We start from the raw sequence: 19380 nt of genomic DNA, 5'->3' as shown, positions 1-19380 counted from the left end.
ATACCAGTTGACAATATGATTTGTATGTGAATTTATTCAGGCAACAAATTTGGAGGAAACATGAAAATCGCGCTCATCGGTGCGGGAGGAAAAATGGGAGTGCGACTCTCCCAGAACCTGAAAGGCTCCCGGTTCAACGTTGCTCATGTGGAAGTCAGCGATGCAGGCAGAGACCGGCTGAAGGCAGAGGTCGGCGTCGAATGTGTTGACACCGACGCCGCGCTTGAAGACGCACGTGCGGTCATTCTCGCCGTGCCGGACACCGCGATCAGGAAGGTTGCGCAAGGTATCATCGACAAGCTTGCACCGGGAACGATGCTAATCGCGCTGGATGCGGCAGCCCCTTTCGCAGGGCACTTTCCGGAACGCAAGGACGTGACCTATTTCGTCACCCATCCCTGCCATCCGCCGATTTTCAATGATGAAACGCAATTGCCTGCGAAACGCGACTATTTCGGTGGTATCGCCGCCAAACAGGCAATCGTGAACGCCCTCATGCAGGGGCCGGAAGAGGACTATGCAATCGGCGAGGAGATTGCAAAAACCATTTTCCAGCCAATCCTGCGCTCGCACCGGGTCTCGGTCGAACAGATGGCGCTTCTGGAACCGGGCCTTTCCGAAACCGTCTGCGCGACCCTTCTCGTGGTGATGAAGGAAGCCATGGACGAAGTTGTTCGACAAGGTGTCGACCCCGTGGCGGCCCGGGACTTTCTTCTGGGGCACATGAACATTCTTGGCGCGGTCGTCATGGAAGAAGTCGACGGCGTCTTCTCCGACGCCTGCAACAAGGCCATCACCAACGGCAAAAAACGTCTCATGCGGGACGACTGGATCGGCGTGTTCAAGCCGGACGAAATCAGGGAAAGCATCCGGCAGATCACCTGATTGAGCGGCCGCCACGATGTGTGGCGGGCGTTCAGACTGGTGCCGGGGGGCTTGGAGGAGTTCCGCGGGATCAGCCACGAAATTGAACCTATTGTTGGGAGGACAACATGAATTTCACGAGAAGAATCCTGCTTGCCAGCGCTGCTGTTGCAGCCACCCTGCTTGCGCCCGCTTACGCGTCCGCAGCCGACCTTATCGCGATCATCACGCCGTCGCATGACAACCCATTTTTCAAGGCGGAAGCTGAAGGCGCACAGAAACGTGCCGAAGAACTCGGCTATGAGACACTCGTTCTCGTCCACGATGACGACCCGAACAAGCAGAACCAGCTCTTCGATACGGCAATTGCCCGTGGTGCGAAGGCGATCATCCTCGACAATGCGGGTGCGGACGCGACCGTCGCTCCCGTACGCCGGGCCAAGGAAGCCGGCATCCCGTCCTTCCTCATTGACCGCGAGATCAAGGAAACAGGCATTGCCGTTTCCCAGATCGTCTCCAACAACTACCAGGGAGCGCAGCTGGGTGCGGAAGAGTTTGTCAGGCTGATGGGCGAGGAAGGCAAATATGCCGAGCTTCTTGGCCGCGAAGCAGACACCAACGCCGGTATTCGCTCGGCGGGCTATCACGATGTAATTGACCAGTACCCGGATCTGGAGATGGTCGCCCAGCAGTCGGCGAACTGGAGCCAGACGGAAGCCTACGAGAAGATGGAGACCATCCTCCAGGCCAACCCCGAGATAAAGGGTGTCATTTCAGGCAATGACACCATGGCCATGGGGGCCTGGGCGGCACTCAAGGCTGCCGGTCGGACGGACGTGATCGTTGTCGGTTTTGATGGCAGCAACGATGTGCGCGACTCCATCCTGGAAGGAGGCATCAAGGCCACCGTGCTGCAACCCGCCTACCGCCAGGCTCAGATCGCGGTGGAGCAGGCCGACCAGTACCTGAGGACGGGTTCGACCGGTCAGGACGAAAAGCAATTGATGGATTGTGTCCTGATCAACAGCTCGAATGCCGGTGACCTCGAAACGTTCGCGCTGAACTAGGCCCGATATCACACCGCAGTGGTTGTTCCGCCGCGGTGTGATCTTTCCCACGAAAAACCTGAAAATCCTGCCGGACTTTGCCGGAAGGATTCTGTTCATGGAGGTTGCACAGTGGATCGCGGCGCAGTTCCTTCCCTGTTGTTAGTCCTTGCGGCTGTCGCCAGCCTGGGCGGTTGCAAACTCGAAAAGCATGTTGCCACGAATGACAGTGGCGGTCAGGCCCAGCAAGTCGTTTCGAGCGGTCCGGGCGGCGACATGGATGCCCTGGTTACGGACATCTGGACCAAACAGGTTCTGCCACACCTTCAGCAAACGGCGACCGACATGGCCGTTCTCGGCGACGCGATTGCAGCGGATTTAGGTTCGGCCGGTGAAGCGTACGGCTATCGTCCGTCCAGCGAGGGAAGTCCCTGGAACTTCGCCGCGCGGGTACAGGGTACAATCCTGGCGGCCAAAACCGATACACGTGCCGCAACCGCGGATGTGGACGTTACCGCAGATGGCAAGGCGGATGTCATCCTGCAACTTGGTCCGGTGATCCGTGGAACGGCGCTTCGGGATATCCTTCCCTTTGTCGATTTTTCTTCATTCACGGATCAGATAGAGTTCGCTCAGCTCTCCCGCTCCCTGAATACACAGGCCTACGAAAGCGCTCTGAAAGATCTGCCCCGCGACGATCTCGTGGGCAAGACTGTTGATGTGCTCGGTGCCTTCACGGTGCGCGGTGATGGTCCGCCATACCTGATCACGCCGGTGACGACGAAGTTTGGTGGATCATGACAGAAGCAAAGCACCAAATCGGCTTGTCTGTGCGTGCCGCAAACAAGGTCTATCCAGGGACGCACGCGCTGAAGGACGTGGACTTCGATGTCCGGCTTGGCGCGGTGAATGTGCTCGTCGGTGAAAACGGCGCCGGCAAATCCACCTTGATGAAAGTGATTGCCGGCGTTGAGCAGCTGACCTCGGGAGAAATCCTGATGCAGGGGGAAAAGGTCACCTTCCCCGACACGCGCACGGCAGCGGCACACGGGATCGGCATCGTCTTCCAGGAACTCAACCTGTTTCCAAACATGACGGTTGCCGACAATATCTTCATCGCACGGGAAAAGACCCGCGCCGGAATCGATATCGCCGCAAGAGACCAGAGGGCGGAAGCCGCGGCGCTCATGCAGCGCCTCGAGCACGACATATCACCGGATGCGATGGTGTCCGACCTGCGCATCGGCGAGCAGCAGATCGTCGAGATCGCCAAGGCGCTTGCCCAGGATGCGCGGATCCTGATCATGGACGAGCCGACCTCCGCCCTGAGCGCGGCGGAAGTCGAAATCCTCTTCCGGGTCATCGCGGACCTGAAGAAGCGTGGTGTCGGCATCGTTTACATTTCGCACCGTCTGGAGGAGCTGATCCGGATCGGCGACTACATCACGGTGCTGAGGGACGGTGCGCGGACCGGTGCCAGAAGCATGGACGGCGTCGACGTGCCCTGGATCGTGCAGAACATGATTGGTGCGGCCTCGAAGGACTTCGCCAAGACGGTCGAACACGACTTCGGCGACGAGGTGTTCCGCTGCGAGAACATCAGCCTGATGGGCCGGACGGGAAAGCGCGTTGTCGATGATGTGTCGCTGTCCTTGCGGGCGGGCGAAATTGTCGGGATCTACGGCCTCATGGGCGCGGGGCGTTCCGAGCTGTTCGAATGCATCATGGCTCAGCACCCCCATTCCACGGGCGATTTCTACGTAGAGGGCCGGCACCTGAACGAACCCGATGTAGCAGGCCGTATCGGGCGGGGACTGGCGCTTATCCCCGAAGACCGGAAGTCGGAGGGCCTGATCCAGATCCTGCCGATCCGGGAGAACATGTCCCTGTCGAGCCTGGGTAGTTTCGTAAAGGGCATACACCTCAGCCTTGGCGCGGAACGGGAGACGGTGAAGCGGTTCGTCAAGGACCTCGCCATCAAGATCGCCAGCATGGAGAACCCGGTCAGTTCGCTTTCGGGTGGCAACCAGCAGAAGGTCGTGATCGGCAAGGCGTTGATGACCTCGCCCAAGGTCCTTTTGATGGACGAGCCGAGCCGCGGCATCGACATCGGTGCCAAGGCCGAAGTCTTCCGCACCATGCGACGGCTGGCGGCGGAGGGGTTGGGGATCCTGTTCGTCACTTCGGATCTCGAAGAAGTCATGTCCCTGTCCGACCGGATCATCGTGATGTCGAACGGCAGCATCACGGGCGAGTTCGATGGTGCCAGCGTCAGGGAAGAACAGATAATCGCGGCTTCCGCGATCGGTCACGCTCCTGCCTCCGAGGCAGGTCATGTCATTGGGAGTAGTAACGGATGACATCAGTCACCACCTTGCAGCCTTCGGGCACCTCCGGCGGACAACCGATGATCCTGCTGCTGCTGAAGCTCAGGACCTTCATCGCCTTGATCGCGGTGTTTGCCTTCTTTTCGTTTGCGGCTCCGAATTTCCTCAGCACCGCGAATTTCGTCATCATGTCCAAGCATGTGGCACTAAACGCGTTTCTGGCGATCGGCATGACCTTCGTCATTATCACGGGGGGGATCGATCTCTCGGTTGGGTCGATTGTCGGCCTGTGCGGAATGGTGGCGGGCTTTCTCATCCTCAACGGTATCGATCTGGGGATCGGGTATTCGCTCTATTTCAACATCTTTGAGATCATTCTCATCACGCTTGCGGTCGGTGTTCTTGTCGGAGCGATAAACGGCGTGCTGATAACGCGCCTCAATGTGGCACCCTTCATCGCGACGCTGGGGACGCTTTACGTGGCACGCGGCCTGGCGCTGCTTTCCTCTGACGGGGCGACTTTCCCCAACCTCGTCGGCAACGAGGCCTACGGATCGACGGGTTTTCACCTGCTCGGGACGGGAAGCTTTCTCGGCATTCCGGTTTCCATCTGGCTGCTGATTGCCGTCGGGCTGGCCGCTGCCTATATCGCCGGGCGCACACCGCTGGGACGGCATATCTATGCGGTCGGCGGCAACGAGAAGGCGGCCGCCCTCTCCGGCGTGAAGGTCAACCGCGTCAAGATGTTCGTTTACATGTTCTCGGGTTTCTGCGCCGCCATCGTCGGCCTTGTCATCTCGTCACAGCTGGTGGCCTCGCATCCGGCGACGGGCGAGACCTTCGAACTCAACGCGATTGCCGCGGCTGTCCTCGGCGGCACGTCCATGTCGGGCGGCCGCGGACGGATTGGCGGAACGATCATCGGCGCATTCGTGATAGGCGTGCTGTCCGACGGACTCGTGATGATGGGTGTCAGTTCCTTCTGGCAGACCGTCATCAAGGGCCTGGTGATCATCGCCGCGGTTGTTGTCGACCAGGCGCAGCAAAGGTTGCAGGCCCGCGTAGCACTGCAGCAGCAGGCCGCCGCAGCATGAGGAGGATTTCATGAAGAAAGGCGCACTGATCGGCTGCGGTTTTTTTGCCCGGAACCACATGCACGCATGGGCCGATGTCGAGGGAGCAGCCATCACCGCGTTGTGCGACCGCGACGAGAACCGCCTGAAGGAGACGGCGGACCGCTTTGGCGTCGAGCGGACCTATACCGATGCGGCCGATCTATTGAAATCGGAAGAGCTCGACTTTGTCGATATTGCCACGACGGTTCAGACCCACCGGCCATTGGTCGAACTCGCGGCCGGATCGAGAGTGCACATCATCTGCCAGAAGCCCTTTGCTGACGCGATGGAAGATGGCAAGGCAATGATCGATGCGGCGGCCTCCGCCGGCGTGACCTTGATGGTGCACGAGAACTTTCGCTGGCAGTCGGCAATCCGGGCTGCAAAGGCCGAACTCGACAAGGGAAGCATCGGAATGCCGTTCTGGGGACGGGTCAGTTTCCGTTCGGCCTATGATGTCTATTCCGGCCAGCCCTATCTTGCGACGGATGACCGTTTCATCATTCAGGATCTGGGAATCCACATCCTGGACATTGCACGCTTCCTGTTCGGCGACGCGCACACGATCTCCGCAAGCACGAAACGCGTCAATCCGGCCATTCGGGCGGAAGATGTCGCGACCATGATGCTAGTACACGAAAGCGGCGTCACCAGTGTTGTCGACTGCAGCTATGCATCACGGCTCCCCCGGGAGAGCTTTCCCGAAAGCCTTCTCGAGGTGGATGGCAGCGAGGGAACGCTGAGGCTGATGCCCGGTTACAGGCTGGTGCTGCACAACGCGTCCGGCACCCGGGAACTGGACGTATCGCCCCCGCTGCTTTCTTGGGCGGCGCGCCCCTGGCACAACATTCAGGAAAGCGTCTACAACATCCAGCGCCATTTCATCGATTGCCTGAATGCTTCCAGCGCGCCCGAGACATCGGGACTGGACAACCTCAATACGTTGGAACTGGTCGAGGCTGCGTATCTTTCCGCTGCCGAGAACAGCCGGACAATCAAGCTGGACACCGCCTGACATGAGCGAAGAGAGACGCATTCGCCTGTACGGAACGGAAACGGCCCCGGAGCCATTCCGGATATTGCGCGCAGGGCCGCTGGAAGTGCGGCTGGAAAACGGAAATCTGCGGTACATCCGTTTCGAAGGCCATGAAGTTTTGCGGGCCATATCCTACGTTGTACGCGACAGGGACTGGGGCACGCTTGCCGCGACCATTTCCGATCTCGTTATCCTGGAAGAGCCCGGGAAGTTTGAGATATCCTACGTTTCCAGTTACCGGAACCAGGGGGCGGATCTCAGCGTCAAGGCACAAATCACCGGAACGGAAACCGGGTCTTTGAGTTTTGCCTCCTCGGCTGTCGCCGACGGCGTCTTCGAAACCAACCGCTGCGGTTTCACCGTTTTGCATCCGATCAATGGAGTGGCCGGCGAACCCCTCGAGGTCGAGCATTGCAACGGCGCGGTCGATCGAACCAGGTTTCCCGACCTCATAGACCCCTGGCAACCCTTCAAGTCAATCCGGTCGCTGACCCACGCACCTGCGCCGCACTTGAAGGCCCGATGCCGGATGGACGGCGACGAGTTCGAAATGGAGGACCAGCGCAACTGGTCCGACGCCTCCTACAAGACCTATGTGAGACCGTTGGCGCTACCCTGGCCGTATGTCATGGACGCGGGACAAGAGGTCAATCAGTCGGTAACACTCGAAATTGAGATGAGTGAAATCGAAGGTGAATCGGTCTTCCCGGCACGGCATGGCAATGCAACCGGAGCTGTTGAGATTGTTGCAGGCGAAGCAACAAAGAGCCATCTGCCGCAAATAGGACTGTTGATCAGCCCTGAAGACACCAGATCCGCCATCGAACACGTCGGGCTTCTGGAAGAGGTAAACCCTGCCGCACTCTTGTGTCATTTGGATCCAACACTATCGCACGGATTGAAGGAACTTGAGAATTTCCGGTCCTTGCAAGACCTTTTCCAGGCGTCCTACGATCTAGAATATGTAGTCGCCTGTGATGGAGACCTTGAGGCAGAATTTCAGAACCTGGCCAGCATGGTAAAACGAAGCGGGCTTGAGTTGAGTTCAATCGCGGTTTGTCCTTCTGTAGATCGTCGGTCGACACCACCGGGAAGTGAATGGCCCGAGTGCCCTCCATTGTCGATAATCTATGCAGCTGCAAGACAAGCTTTTCCCACGACAAAGCTCGGCGGCGGAATGTTCAGCTATTTCACTGAGTTGAACCGCAAACGGCCTCCAGTGTCATTGCTGGATTTTGTCAACCATTCAACCAATCCGATCGTTCACGCGGCCGATGACGACAGTGTCATCGAAACACTTGAAACCTTGCCGCACATCACGCGCTCTGCCCGGGCACTCATCGGCAAGGACAAGGAATACAGGCTTGGACCGTCGAGCATCGGCATGCGCCAAAATCCTTACGGTTCCCGGACTTTTGCCAATCCCGGCAAAAATCGACTTTGCATGACCCATGACGATCCGCGCCAACGTGGCCTTTTCGCCGCAGCCTGGACCATGGGCTATGCTTCCGCGATTGCACAGGCTGACATTTACCAATGGGTTCCGGCCAGTTTCACCGGCCCAAGAGGAATCGTTGACGAAGCAAACGGATCTCTTTGGCCTGTCGGTGAGGTGGTCTCGACCCTTGCTGCACTGAGCGATGCAAAGGTTATAAAATGCGACTGTGTAGGAGCGGATAAAATAGCTTCTCTTTGTGTGGAGAAAGATGGTGAGGTTCTGAAGATTGCCTCTAACCTGACAGACCAGGAGTTGGAAATTGCCTGTGACGATCCGACGACGCTTGGTCCATTCGAAGTTCTCCGGCTATAAGTCCTCCGAAGGGTGATGAATCTGCAATCATTTGTGACGTTGAGTTGCCGCAATATGCAGAAAACCCAACGATGAAAGGATCAGATTGGCGGGTCATGGAAAACTGGAACGGCACGGGAGCCGGTGACGACAAGATTGTCCGGCGAAAACTCTCCGATCAGGTTTTCGATCGATTGCGTGAAATGATTGTGCGGGGAGAGCTTGCTCCCGGCGATCCCATGCCGTCCGAGCGTGAATTGATGCAACGTTTCGGCGTCGGCAGGCCTGCCGTACGCGAGGCCATGCAAACGATGCATACCCAGGGGCTCATTTCGATTTCGCAAGGAGAGCGCTCCCGGGTCAGCGAGCTCTCAGCGGATCTCGCGTTCCGGCAGATGGACATGGTGGCGCGCATGCTGTTGTCCGCTTCTTCGGACAATCTTGAACACCTCAAGGAGGCGCGCAGACTGTTCGAGGTCGGCATGGTCCGGATCGCGACCGAAAAGGCCTCGCCAGAAGACCTTTCCGAGCTCAAGCAGCTTGTCATCGATCAAAACGATCTGCTCGGCAATCCGTCCGATTTCATCAAGGCCGATATCGCGTTTCACAGCAAGATCGCGTCCATCTCGGGCAATCCGATTTTTGCAGCGGTGAGTGACGCCATGCTCAACTGGCTGTTCAATTATCATACGGACCTGCTGATCTGGTCGGGACGAGAAAAGGTCACACTTGCCGAGCATTCGAAGATCATCGAGTGCATCGAAGGCGGTGTCGCTGAAGAGGCCGAAAGTGCAATGCGCTCACATTTGAACAGGTCTCAGGACCTTTACCGGCATCACGTTTGAATTTGCCATCATGCGCAGTTGTTCTTGATACCCGCATTGAGAGCAAATGGGGGCGGCCGATGCCGCCCTCATTTGTACTAGTCCGCCCCGTGCGCAAGATCTCTGGCTTCAACAATCTTCTTCTGGGTGACCGCAAGGATTATCGCGATTCCGAGGCCGATTGCATCGGTGACCCATCCTCCCGCGATCATTGTCAGTCCGCCGACCAGAAGCCCTGCTCGAACGGCCCTTCCGGCATGTCCTAGGAACCAGCCCTGGACCGCGCACGACAACAGGTAGACGCCCGCGATTGCAGTGATGGCCACATGCGCAATTTCGAACCAGTTTCCATCGAGAAGCATGGCGGGTGAAAAGAAGAACATGTAGGGCACCACAAATGCAGCCAGTCCAATTCGGAAACTCTCGACACTTGTCTTCACCGGGTCAGACCCGGCCAGGGCGGAGCCTGCATAAGCGGCGAGGGCCACTGGTGGTGTGATCGCGGACATGACCGCGAAATAGAAGATGAAGAGATGCGCGACGAGCGGCTCCACGCCCAGGTTCACCACTCCGGGCGCGATGACACTTGCCGCCACTGCATAGGCCGCCGTCGTCGGCATGCCCATGCCCAGTACGATCGACACGATCATGGCGAAGAAAAGCGCCAGGATCTGGCTCTGATCGGCCAGAGCAAGCAACACGGTTGAAAAGCGGGAGCCGATACCGGTCAGTGCAATGACACCGACGATTATGCCCGCGGTGGCACAGACAGCCACGAGCTGAAGGACCATCCGGGCGCCGATGTCGAGTGCGTGGAACAGCTGGCGCGGCCCCATCCTGTGTGGCGTCAGCCATGAGACCACGGCCGCGGTGATCATCGCAAGCGTCCCGCAGCGGATCACGGAATAGCCCGCAAACAGCGCGTAGATGAGAACCACGATCGGCGTGAAGAGGTAAATCTGGCGGATGAGCATGCCAAGCTTAGGCAGCTGATCGCGGGGCAATCCTTTCATGTTCGCCTTCTGCGCAGCAAGGTCGACCATGAAGTAGATGGAAATGAAGTAGAGAATTGCCGGAATGATCGCCGCCCAGACAATCTCCATGTAGGAGATGCCCGTGATTTCGGCCATGATGAACGCGCCTGCGCCCATGATCGGCGGCATGATCTGGCCACCGGTTGAAGCAGCGGCTTCGACCGAAGCCGCTGTCTGGGGCCTGTAGCCTACCCGCTTCATCATCGGGATCGTCAATGACCCAGTGGCGACGACATTACCTGCGGACGTACCGTTGATCATACCCATCAGGCCCGAGGCGAAGATGGCCACCTTTGCCGGCCCCCCCCGACGATGCCCGGCAGCTGCAAAAGCGAGGTTCACGAAATACTCGCCGACGCGCGTCGTTTGAAGGAATGCGGCAAAAACAACAAACAGGACGATATAGGTCGAGGAAATGGCGATCGGGGCGCCAAGGATGCCGTTGTCAGTGAAGATGTAGGAGAAGAAGCGCTTCGCATCATAGCCGCGGTGTTCAAAAATGCCTGGCAGCCACGGACCAAGGAACGCATAGGCGACGAAGACACCGGCGATAAAGACAAGAGCCAATCCCGCCAACCGGCGCGTCAGCTCGATGATCAAGAGCACACCCGTGACGGCGGCCCACATGTCCCCCGGGAGAGCCATGGGCATGCCGGCGCGCAGCTGGAGTTGACGCGCAAAAAAGATCAGGTAGGCAGTGCAGGCAACCGCGGCGACCGCGAGGAGAACATCCGACGGTGCAAATTTTGACCGGTTCGTGTGCGGAAAAACCCAGCTGTGAACGATTGCGAGCGCTGTCCCGGCGGCGAGAGGCAGCCCGAAGCTGGTCATGGCCCAGGCTGGCGGAAGTGCCTTTCCCAGCACCTCGCCATTTATCCAGATAGCTGCGACGCCGACAGCGCCATAAAGGACCGCAGCACCGGCAATCGCAAGAATTGCGTTGGCAAGGAGTGAGCCGGAAGTGCGTCCCTTCGCGTCCATCGAGGTTGCACCGAAGAGCAGAAAGCCCAGGAAAAGCCCTCCGCCAACATGGGTTAGGCGATAGGTCCAGGTTTCCAGCGGATAGACATTCATCACCAGAAGATGGAAGACCGTATAGGCGACACACATACAGGCGATGATTGCGTTGCGCGGGCCGGTAAAATCACGCTGGTTGCCCGACCTGGGACCTTCATCCACCAGTGCGCGTGCGGTCTGCTCTTCGATCAAAGACGCCGCGTGATTTTTTTCTTCATTCTGCGTCGGTGTATTTGGCGATGCGGTCATGTTCGGGCTGCTCTGGAGAGGGATTGGAAACGCAACACGGGCGGAGAAGCAGGTTCGACCGCCCGTGCACTCTAGCGAATAAGGAAAGATCTACTGATTGAAACCGGGAAAGTCGTAGCCGTTTTCCTGGAACCAGCGGATCGCACCCGGGTGGAACGGAATGACCGTGTTCTTGACCACGTTTTCCGGGAGCGTTTCCTTGGCGGCCGCGTGGTTCTGGACCATGCGCTCATGGTTTTCCATTGCCAGCTTGGTAATCTCATAGGCCAGGCTTTCCGGCATGTCCTTGTGCGCGATCGCGAAGTTCCAAAGTGACACCGTCTGCAGGCCTTCCGGCTGATCTTCGTAGGTGTCCGCCGGAATGAGGAACGGCTGCATCGCGGGCACGATTTCCATCATCTTGGCCAGCGTTTCGTCATCCATCGACAGGAACCGCACGTCATTTTCGACTGCCAACTGGGCGTAGGCTCCGGTCGGTAATCCCGCGGCATAGACGAACGCATCGATCAGGCCGTCCTTGAGCTGTCCCGCCGTGTCAGCACCGCCGGCATTGCTGATGACGACGCCGCTGTCTGTATTTTCGAAGAAGCGTGTCCAATAAGTCGCCGACGTGCCGCCAGCCGGACCGACGCCAACACGCACACCATCCTTCAGGTCTGCAAAGCCTTCAATGTCCGAACTTGCAAGAACCGCGGCCTGAAGGGGGGTCTGATACATCGGGAACAGCGCACGAACATTTTCATGCGGCACGCCCGGCATAAGCGGGCTCTCACCCTTGCGGGCTTCATCGGCTGGGCCGAGCGTAACAAAGCCCAGCTGATGTTCACCGGTTTCGACAAGCGTCACGTTCTGAACCGGGCCGCCTGTGATTTCCGCGCCGGCATTGATACCCAATGCCTCGCTGATCATGGCTCCGAACCCGCTTCCGTATCCGAAATAGGTGCCACCCTGGCTGCCGGTTCCGATCGTGACACTGCTTGGCCAGTCTTCCTTGTCCTGTGCATTGGCAGGCAAAACGCAAAGTGCGCCTGCAAGCAGGGCCGCCACTGATGAAATCCTGATAGACATGTTTCCTCCCATGTTTTCCTCCGGCATTGCTGTCGATCTGCGCGATGCCACTGGATGCAGCATGAAGAAGAACGGGGCGGCAGAGAACGCTCTGAAGATTATATTATTTTTCGTTATTATCAGGCACTGTCTTCAATGGCTTGCAGGTTCCTGTCCAGAACGTCCAGCAAGGCGTCTCTCTGCGGATCCCGTGTTCCCCGGGTCCAGGCGGCGGCCAGAATGAGCTTTGACCGCGTTGCCCCGGGTGGGATCGAAAGAGGCAGAAAACGAACGCCAGGTATGGCGATGCGTGCTGTCCAGCGAGGAACAATCGCCAGACCGGTGCCCGTGGCAACAAGATTGACAATCGTGTGCTTTTCTTCCGCAATCTGGGCGATGCGGGCCGTCAATCCGGCGTCCATGAACAATTTGATCGTGAGGTCATGCGAATGCGGCCTGGACCTGCGGTCCGGAACGATAAGGGGAATATCGGCCAGATCCTCGATGACGATTTCACTCTGCTTCGACAAGGGATGGTCTGCTGGCAAAGCAACCACGGCCGTTTCGTAGAAAAGTGTCCGGAAATTAATTCGGGGATCGCGAATGTCCGGCGGACGACAGAAGGCGATATCAAGACTTCCGCTCAACAATTTTGGCAACAGATGGATGGTCTTCTGCTCAAAGAGTTGCACTTCAATGTGCGGGTGCTCGGCGCGGAAAAACTGTAAGAGCTGAGGCATCAGTCCCGCAGACGCGGAGTCGATCGCCCCGACCCGGAGTAGGGGCTTTTCATTTTTCCGGATGGCTCTGATCTTTTCTTCCAGCTGATCCGCCTGCGCGACCAGTGACCTGGCATCTTCCAGGATAGCGCTCCCTGCCGCCGTCAGCGAGACATTGCGGGTTGTTCTGAAAAAGAGTTTGGTATCGAGCTGGTTCTCAAGGATCTTGATCTGCCGTCCCAGGGACGCAGGCAGCATGTCCATCGACTGGGCGGCCCGGCCAAAATGCAATGTATCCGCGACGCTGAGAAAACATCTGAGCTGATAGATATTCACTGCGGACTCATGAACCCCAATTATTGCGACTTTGTATATAATCTTGTGCGCGTTGAGCCGTCCAGCAAATACCTCCTAACGTCGGGTCGAATTTTAAATGCGTCCGTCCAGTAGGTTATCCGGGCGGCGCTCCAGCAAATCCGGCAACCCAACCGGTTCCGAACATCCTCCGAGGATCAGAAAGAAACCATGAAACACTACAAGATCGCAGCCATCCCAGCGGACGGTATTGGGCCGGAGGTCATTGATGCGGGGTTGCAGGCTTTGGATGTGCTGGCACGTCGCGATGGCGGTTTCGCGCTGGATGTGACCCATTTTGACTGGGGCTCGGATCGCTACAAGAAAACCGGGGCGCTGATGCCGGACGACGGCACACAGCAGCTGAAGGGTTTCGATGCGATCTTTTTCGGTGCGGTCGGCGCACCGGACGTGCCGGATCATGTTACCTTGTGGGGCCTGAGATTGCCGATCTGCCAGGGGTTCGATCAATACGCGAACGTGAGGCCGACAAAGATCCTTCCAGGCATTTCCTCTCCATTGGAAGGCGTTGGTCCCGGCGATCTGGACTGGGTGATCGTTCGCGAGAATTCGGAAGGGGAATATTCCGGCCACGGTGGCCGGGCTCACAAGGGGCTCCCCGAGGAAGTCGGAACGGAAGTCGCCATATTCACCCGGGTCGGAGTGACCCGGATCATGCGGTACGCCTTCCGGCTTGCCCAGTCTCGTCCGCGTAAGCACCTAACAGTCGTGACCAAATCCAATGCGCAGCGCCACGGCATGGTCATGTGGGACGAGATAGCAGCCGAAGTCTCAAGGGAGTTTCCTGATGTGACTTGGGACAAGATGCTCGTCGATGCGATGACCGTACGCATGGTGAAAAAACCCAGAAGCCTCGACACGATCGTTGCGACCAACCTCCATGCCGACATTCTTTCGGACCTCGCTGGCGCCCTGGCGGGCAGCCTCGGCGTTGCCCCAACCGGCAATATCGATCCGGAACGCCGTTTCCCCTCCATGTTTGAGCCGATCCACGGATCCGCTTTCGACATAACCGGCAAGGGGATCGCCAATCCGGTTGCAACGTTTTGGACGGCCTCCCAGATGCTGGACCACCTTGGCGAACCGGACGCGGCGAGCCGCCTGATGCGCGCCGTCGAGAAAGTGTGTGCCGACGGGGTCTTGACGCCGGATGTCGGCGGAAAGGCCTCAACCCAGGACGTGACGGACGCGGTGTGTGAAGCCATCCGCATCGAGAACGCCTGATCACCATGAACAGTCCGGAAGCGCACGCATTTTTGCGCCAATTGCTTGAGGCGGCTATCACAGCGGCAGACCCGGCAAGAGTTCTGGCAAAGAAACTGCCAGAGAAACCGGAAGGAAAGTGTGTTGTCGTCGGGGCCGGAAAGTCTGCAGCGTCGATGGCGCGAGCCGTGGAACTTGCCTGGCCGGACGTCGACATTTCCGGTGTCGTCGTGACGCGCTACGGCCACTCCGTACCGACCGAACGCGTGAAGGTCCTGGAGGCATCGCATCCCGTGCCTGACGACGCCGGTGCGGCCGCCGCGCGCGAGATCCTCAAGACCGCATGCGAGGCTGGGCCCGATGATCTCGTTCTGGCGTTATTGTCCGGAGGTGGATCGGCGCTGATGCCGCTTCCCAAACCACCGCTGACGCTTGAAAACAAGATCCTGGTCCACCGCCTGCTCCTGCAATCCGGACTGGCAATTGAAGACATGAACCGGATCCGCAGGCGGCTCTCGCTACTGAAAGGCGGCGGACTGGCAAGAGCGGCCAAGCCAGCCCGTGTGGTGACATTGGCAATTTCGGATATTCCGGGAGATGATCCTGCAGCGATTGCCTCCGGGCCAACCCTGCCTGATCCGACCGCCCACGAGGATCTGTCACATCTTGTCGAGTGGCTTGGACCAGAATTGCCACAGGCGGCACGTCAAATTCTTCTGGAGCCATCGGAGCCTCAAACCGGGACCGAACCGGACTTTCGCCTGATAGCGACCCCGAGAATGTCGCTGAGTGCTGCCGCGGAAGTGGCCCTCGCGGCCGGAGTGACACCATTGCTGCTCGGAGATGCGATCGAGGGAGAGGCAAGGCATGCCGGAACCGTCATGGGCGGCATCGCTCTGTCCTGCGCCAGGCATGGAACGCCGGTCAAAAAACCCGCTGTGCTCCTGTCCGGAGGGGAAACGACCGTGACCATCGGAAAGAGCACTCCTGGCAGAGGTGGGCGAAACACCGAATATCTGCTGTCACTTGCCTTGGCGTTGAAGGGTGACAAGAGCATTCATGCCCTTGCAGCCGATACCGACGGCATCGACGGCACCGAAGAAGCAGCGGGAGCAATCATCGGGCCTGATACACTTGCACGAGCAGATGCCTTGGGACATGACGCACGCAGTTTTCTGGATTCGAACGACAGCTACAGTTTTTTCGACAGGCTCGACACCCTCGTCCGAACCGGACCGACCCTTACAAATGTAAATGATTTCAGGGCGATTTTAGTGTCTTGAGGTTTCGGAAATCGGTAAAACTAATCTGTGAGAAGGACGATGAAGTCAGTCGATTTGATCGTCCGCAACGCTGATCCAACTGCCGTAAGCCGACTGTCCGTTAGCGGCCCCTTTTCAGCCATTCCAAAGCTTGGACCAAAGGGGCAGGTCAGCGCCAGTAAAATAGCTCGCGAACACTCCTAAAACCCTCTTTTTCACCGTCGCTCAAAAAACAGACTACGCAGATGAATTTTGATAAATTCGGACCAATTTTGAATAGTATGATTATCTTCTACTTTTTGGCGCTGTCTTAAGCCATCCTCGTTGATCGCACTGAATTCTGGAAAAATTCGGGGATCTGCCAAAACTTCTTATCAAAACAAATACAATTCAATGGCTTGTTTGGATGTATGGTCACAACCTTGTACAAAAGCGGATGAGATTTGATATTCGGCGATAACTTTGGATATACTTGAGAATAACTGAGGAATTTCACGTACTTTTTGGGAAATAGGTAAGACGGCAAGATAGAGAAAGTGAGGCACTTTCTGGATGGAAAACTCGTAGAACACATTCATTTTGCAGACTTATTCGCCTCTGGCTCAACGCAAAAACCTCCGTCGCGGGAGGTTTAACCCGGCTTTAAGCATCAATTTATGCTTGTGGAAAACCCGCCTAGATAGACAGAATAAAAGATGTACAACCAAGTCTTCGGATCGTAAAACAGGTCCTGTTAGCAGCTCGGACGGCCCTTATGTGGAAGTCAGGACCGTCCGAGCCTAGCGAACACCAAACTCGTCCTTTGATGTCCGCATAAGGAGACCCCTACAAACTCCAATTTGTGTCTGTATTGGCCGTATCAGCTTTCGGCAGGCTGATGCGTTTTTAGCTGAATCGCGCCGAAAATGCGGCCAACACGACCAACTTTCAACAATCATCAACAACATTGAGGGCGTTCTTCTTTGAGAACGTTAACGACCCATGACGTCTACATCTTCTGGTGTGGGACGGGCACCATGGGGGCAGGCTCCGATGGAGCTTGTCACCAACTATGCCCAGATCAAGACCGTCGTCGAACAATCCCCATCGCTCCGATCCGCTTTCAGCCGGTTGAAGGCGGAGGGACTGATCACCGTTAAATATGACGCATTCGCCAAGTCCTGGAAGAAGGTGCAGGCGAACAAGGCCAAAAAGGCTTCAACGAACACGGTCGTGGAGAAGCCCGTAGGAAATCAGGAAACTTCGGACACACAACCCAAAGGCCGAAAGCCCCTTCCTGAGATCAACAAATTCACAGTTCCAACCGGCTCCGACGGAGTGAGGGATCAATGGTGAAAACTGTCCACATTGTCATGCAGGGCAAAGGCGGTGCCGGCAAAAGCCTAACATCCTCCATGCTCGTCCAATATCTCCGCTACACTGATCACACTGTGCAGGCAATCGATCTGGACCCAACCACACCAACGCTTTCTGCAATCAGGGCTTTGAATGCGCTACCGATCCAAATCATGGGCGGTGACGATATCAATCCACGTCTTTTCGACCATGTCATGACGCGGATTTTCGAGAGCCAGGAAAAGACCCACACTGTTATCGACACCGGTACTTCCTCGTTCATTGCGACCTGTTCGTATCTCGCTGAAAACAACGCCTTCGATCTCCTGCAGAGCTTCGATGTCCGGGTTTTCATTCATTGTCCGGTCTGTGGCGGAGCTGCACTCGACGACACATTCAACAGCCTGCTTGCAATTCTCAGTCATTTCCCGGCCGTACCGGTGGTTGTCTGGTTGAACGAATTCTTCGGCCCTGTTGCAAGCGAAGGGCGGGGCTTTGAAGACAGTAAGATCTACCAGGACAACAAGGACCGTATTGCGGCGGTCATGTGCCATCCGAAGGTCCAGGCCGGCACGTTCGGCGAAGACATCCGGGCGATGATGGGAGCCAAACTGACCTTCGATGAAGCCATCCGGTCGAACGACTTCAACGTCATGGCCCGCCAGCGCCTGAAAATCTATTGGTCCAAGGCGATTGAACGCCTGGACGGTGCCGCATTCCTTGACGGACATTCTGCGGAAGCAGCTGAATGAGTGCCGCCGCTGTCCAACACATCGAGCCCACCGCTTCCGAACAATGGACACAGATGTCGCTTGAAGAGGCTATCGAGATTGCCCACCGGGAAACCGGGATTTCCTATCAGAAGGATGATCCGGTTCTGGCCGTCGTCTCAATCCTGAATGCCTTCGGAGATCGTCTCCAGGGCCTTCTTGAAGTCGAGCGGAAACGGGTTTCCGATCAGTTCCAGAATGACGTTTCTGGGGTCAACGAGGCGATCGACCACAAGGTCGACGATGTCGCGAACACCATTCAGAAATTCGCGCAGAACCTCGGCAACGACAATATCCAGACAGTCGTCTCGGCGGTCGCACAGCATGCCGTTGAGTCCGACAAAATCACCCGGACGATCCGCAAAGCCTTCTACGGTTTCAGCGCCCTTGCCTTCACCAACTGGATGGCCGTCGCGGCCTTCTATCTCATCCTGAAATAAAAGGTTTTTTGAAAATGCCTACGACCAAGAGACTCGGACTCCGCCTGACGCCTCCCGCTAAAGTTGATTTTAGCAAGACTGCTATCAAAACGTTTCTCGCCGCGTCGATGCTGTTTCCAGCGCGCGCGATGGCGCAGGACTGGTCCGCACCAGCGACAAGCATGTTGGAATCCCTGGAAAGTGGTCTGGTCAGCGTTGCCGCGCCGGTGATCGGCGTCGGCGTCATCATCTATGGCATCTGGGCCATGGTCACGGGTCGCATCGACATCATGCGGCTGGCTCAGCTGGTTGGCGCCGGGGCTCTGGTGATCTTCGGGCCGACCGCGCTTCGCGCCCTCCTTTCGACAGCTTGAGGAGGCGGCAAGCCATGAAAGCGCAAAGTCCCATCGCTCTCCACATTCAAGAGCCGTTAAAAATCCTTGGCATGCCACCGCTCCACGCTGCCCTGGTGATGATCGGCGAACTCCTGCTTGCGACCACTGGTGGGATCCTGGCCGGGAATGCTGTGGGCTTTGCGCTTGCCGTTCTGACAACGCCACCCGCCATTGGCTGGATCATTCTTCTGCGCAGGCGTGAGCCGCACTGTGAATCTCTACTGCTGCATCCGGCAACGTTCTTTCAGGCAAAGAAGTTTCGCCGACTGGTCGCTGGCTACCCGCTCAAAATCACAAAAAAGAAGGTCGCACAATAATGCTGCTTGGCACCTTTTTGACAGGCGTTGCCGCGGTGGGCGCTGCAAGTCTCGTCAGTCCGAAATCCCGAAAATACCTGCTCGGCGACGTGGAACAGGACTGGCTCGCGAATGAACTGGAATTCGATCAGCTGCTGGCCGATGGCCAGACGGTTTCGTTGAAGGACGGCTCGTTTGTTCGGGTGTCCGGGTTCAGCGCCAATGAGACAAATTCGGCTTAACGGATAGAGGAGGATT

19 protein-coding genes are annotated in these 19380 nt (G+C 57.4%); 16 read left to right on the top strand and 3 right to left on the bottom strand.

What is annotated here, in order from left to right; all coding sequences use genetic code 11:
* Positions 1 to 60: 60 nt before the first annotated feature.
* The 8 genes from LA5095_RS30930 to LA5095_RS30895 all read left to right on the top strand — a co-directional run bounded on the left by LA5095_RS30930 (position 61) and on the right by LA5095_RS30895 (position 9022).
* Entirely contained in the window at positions 61 to 885 is an 825-nt protein-coding gene (locus LA5095_RS30930; protein WP_055391833.1) for a phosphogluconate dehydrogenase C-terminal domain-containing protein, read from the top strand.
* Between the two features lie 107 nt (positions 886 to 992).
* Positions 993 to 1931 (top strand): D-ribose ABC transporter substrate-binding protein, encoded by a 939-nt coding sequence (locus tag LA5095_RS30925; RefSeq protein ID WP_055391832.1) that lies wholly within the window; start codon positions 993 to 995, stop codon positions 1929 to 1931.
* Positions 1932 to 2042: 111 nt separating this feature from the next.
* The gene (locus tag LA5095_RS30920) at positions 2043 to 2711 is read left to right on the top strand and encodes a DUF2291 family protein (RefSeq protein WP_158510454.1); all 669 of its coding nucleotides are present in this window, start codon (positions 2043 to 2045) and stop codon (positions 2709 to 2711) included.
* Positions 2708 to 4270, top strand: a complete 1563-nt coding sequence (locus tag LA5095_RS30915) for a sugar ABC transporter ATP-binding protein (protein WP_055391830.1) — start codon at positions 2708 to 2710, stop codon at positions 4268 to 4270. The genes LA5095_RS30920 and LA5095_RS30915 overlap by 4 nt, the downstream gene beginning before the upstream one ends.
* Positions 4267 to 5331 carry an ABC transporter permease gene (locus LA5095_RS30910; protein WP_055391829.1) on the top strand — a complete coding sequence of 355 codons (1065 nt, stop codon included), beginning with the start codon at positions 4267 to 4269 and terminating at the stop codon, positions 5329 to 5331. The genes LA5095_RS30915 and LA5095_RS30910 overlap by 4 nt, the downstream gene beginning before the upstream one ends.
* 10 nt (positions 5332 to 5341) lie before the next feature.
* Positions 5342 to 6367, top strand: coding sequence for a Gfo/Idh/MocA family protein (locus LA5095_RS30905; RefSeq protein ID WP_055391828.1), 1026 nt, complete (start codon positions 5342 to 5344; stop codon positions 6365 to 6367).
* 1 nt (position 6368) lies between these two features.
* A complete protein-coding gene (apnL, locus tag LA5095_RS30900; RefSeq protein ID WP_055391827.1) occupies positions 6369 to 8198 on the top strand; it encodes a D-apionate lactonase in 1830 nt (609 codons plus the stop codon).
* Positions 8199 to 8269: 71 nt separating this feature from the next.
* The gene (locus LA5095_RS30895) at positions 8270 to 9022 is read left to right on the top strand and encodes a transcriptional regulator NanR (protein WP_235808909.1); all 753 of its coding nucleotides are present in this window, start codon (positions 8270 to 8272) and stop codon (positions 9020 to 9022) included.
* A gap of 77 nt (positions 9023 to 9099) precedes the next feature.
* On the opposite strand, the gene LA5095_RS30890 is transcribed toward LA5095_RS30895, so the two are convergent.
* The 3 genes from LA5095_RS30890 to LA5095_RS30880 form a co-directional block, all read right to left on the bottom strand.
* Entirely contained in the window at positions 9100 to 11301 is a 2202-nt protein-coding gene (locus LA5095_RS30890) for a TRAP transporter permease (RefSeq protein WP_055391826.1), read from the bottom strand.
* A gap of 90 nt (positions 11302 to 11391) precedes the next feature.
* On the bottom strand, positions 11392 to 12369 hold the full coding sequence (locus tag LA5095_RS30885) for a TAXI family TRAP transporter solute-binding subunit (RefSeq protein WP_055391864.1): 978 nt from the start codon (positions 12367 to 12369) through the stop codon (positions 11392 to 11394).
* Positions 12370 to 12488: 119 nt separating this feature from the next.
* Positions 12489 to 13403, bottom strand: a complete 915-nt coding sequence (locus LA5095_RS30880) for a LysR family transcriptional regulator (protein ID WP_055391825.1) — start codon at positions 13401 to 13403, stop codon at positions 12489 to 12491.
* 189 nt (positions 13404 to 13592) lie between these two features.
* Between LA5095_RS30880 and LA5095_RS30875 the strand changes: the two genes are divergently transcribed.
* From LA5095_RS30875 to LA5095_RS30840, 8 genes are all read left to right on the top strand, one after another.
* Positions 13593 to 14666 (top strand): tartrate dehydrogenase, encoded by a 1074-nt coding sequence (locus tag LA5095_RS30875; RefSeq protein WP_055391824.1) that lies wholly within the window; start codon positions 13593 to 13595, stop codon positions 14664 to 14666.
* 5 nt (positions 14667 to 14671) lie between these two features.
* A complete protein-coding gene (locus LA5095_RS30870) occupies positions 14672 to 15928 on the top strand; it encodes a glycerate kinase type-2 family protein (RefSeq protein ID WP_055391823.1) in 1257 nt (418 codons plus the stop codon).
* Positions 15929 to 16888: 960 nt separating this feature from the next.
* Complete coding sequence (locus LA5095_RS30865; protein WP_144436232.1) at positions 16889 to 17242, top strand: hypothetical protein; 354 nt, start codon at positions 16889 to 16891, stop codon at positions 17240 to 17242.
* A complete protein-coding gene (locus tag LA5095_RS30860; RefSeq protein ID WP_055391821.1) occupies positions 17236 to 17994 on the top strand; it encodes a nucleotide-binding protein in 759 nt (252 codons plus the stop codon). The genes LA5095_RS30865 and LA5095_RS30860 overlap by 7 nt, the downstream gene beginning before the upstream one ends.
* On the top strand, positions 17991 to 18452 hold the full coding sequence (locus tag LA5095_RS30855; RefSeq protein ID WP_055391820.1) for a hypothetical protein: 462 nt from the start codon (positions 17991 to 17993) through the stop codon (positions 18450 to 18452). The genes LA5095_RS30860 and LA5095_RS30855 overlap by 4 nt, the downstream gene beginning before the upstream one ends.
* A gap of 14 nt (positions 18453 to 18466) precedes the next feature.
* A complete protein-coding gene (locus LA5095_RS30850) occupies positions 18467 to 18805 on the top strand; it encodes a TrbC/VirB2 family protein (protein ID WP_082443008.1) in 339 nt (112 codons plus the stop codon).
* 14 nt (positions 18806 to 18819) lie between these two features.
* The gene (locus LA5095_RS30845) at positions 18820 to 19143 is read left to right on the top strand and encodes a hypothetical protein (RefSeq protein ID WP_144436231.1); all 324 of its coding nucleotides are present in this window, start codon (positions 18820 to 18822) and stop codon (positions 19141 to 19143) included.
* Positions 19143 to 19364 carry a hypothetical protein gene (locus LA5095_RS30840; protein ID WP_055391817.1) on the top strand — a complete coding sequence of 74 codons (222 nt, stop codon included), beginning with the start codon at positions 19143 to 19145 and terminating at the stop codon, positions 19362 to 19364. Before LA5095_RS30845 ends, LA5095_RS30840 begins: the two co-directional genes overlap by 1 nt.
* The last annotated feature ends 16 nt before the right edge of the window (positions 19365 to 19380 follow it).

It is taken from the genome of Roseibium album (assembly GCF_001404515.1).
Classification (GTDB): domain Bacteria; phylum Pseudomonadota; class Alphaproteobacteria; order Rhizobiales; family Stappiaceae; genus Roseibium; species Roseibium album.
Note: the sequence above shows the minus strand (reverse complement) of the source record. Positions and strands in the feature narration are given on the sequence as shown.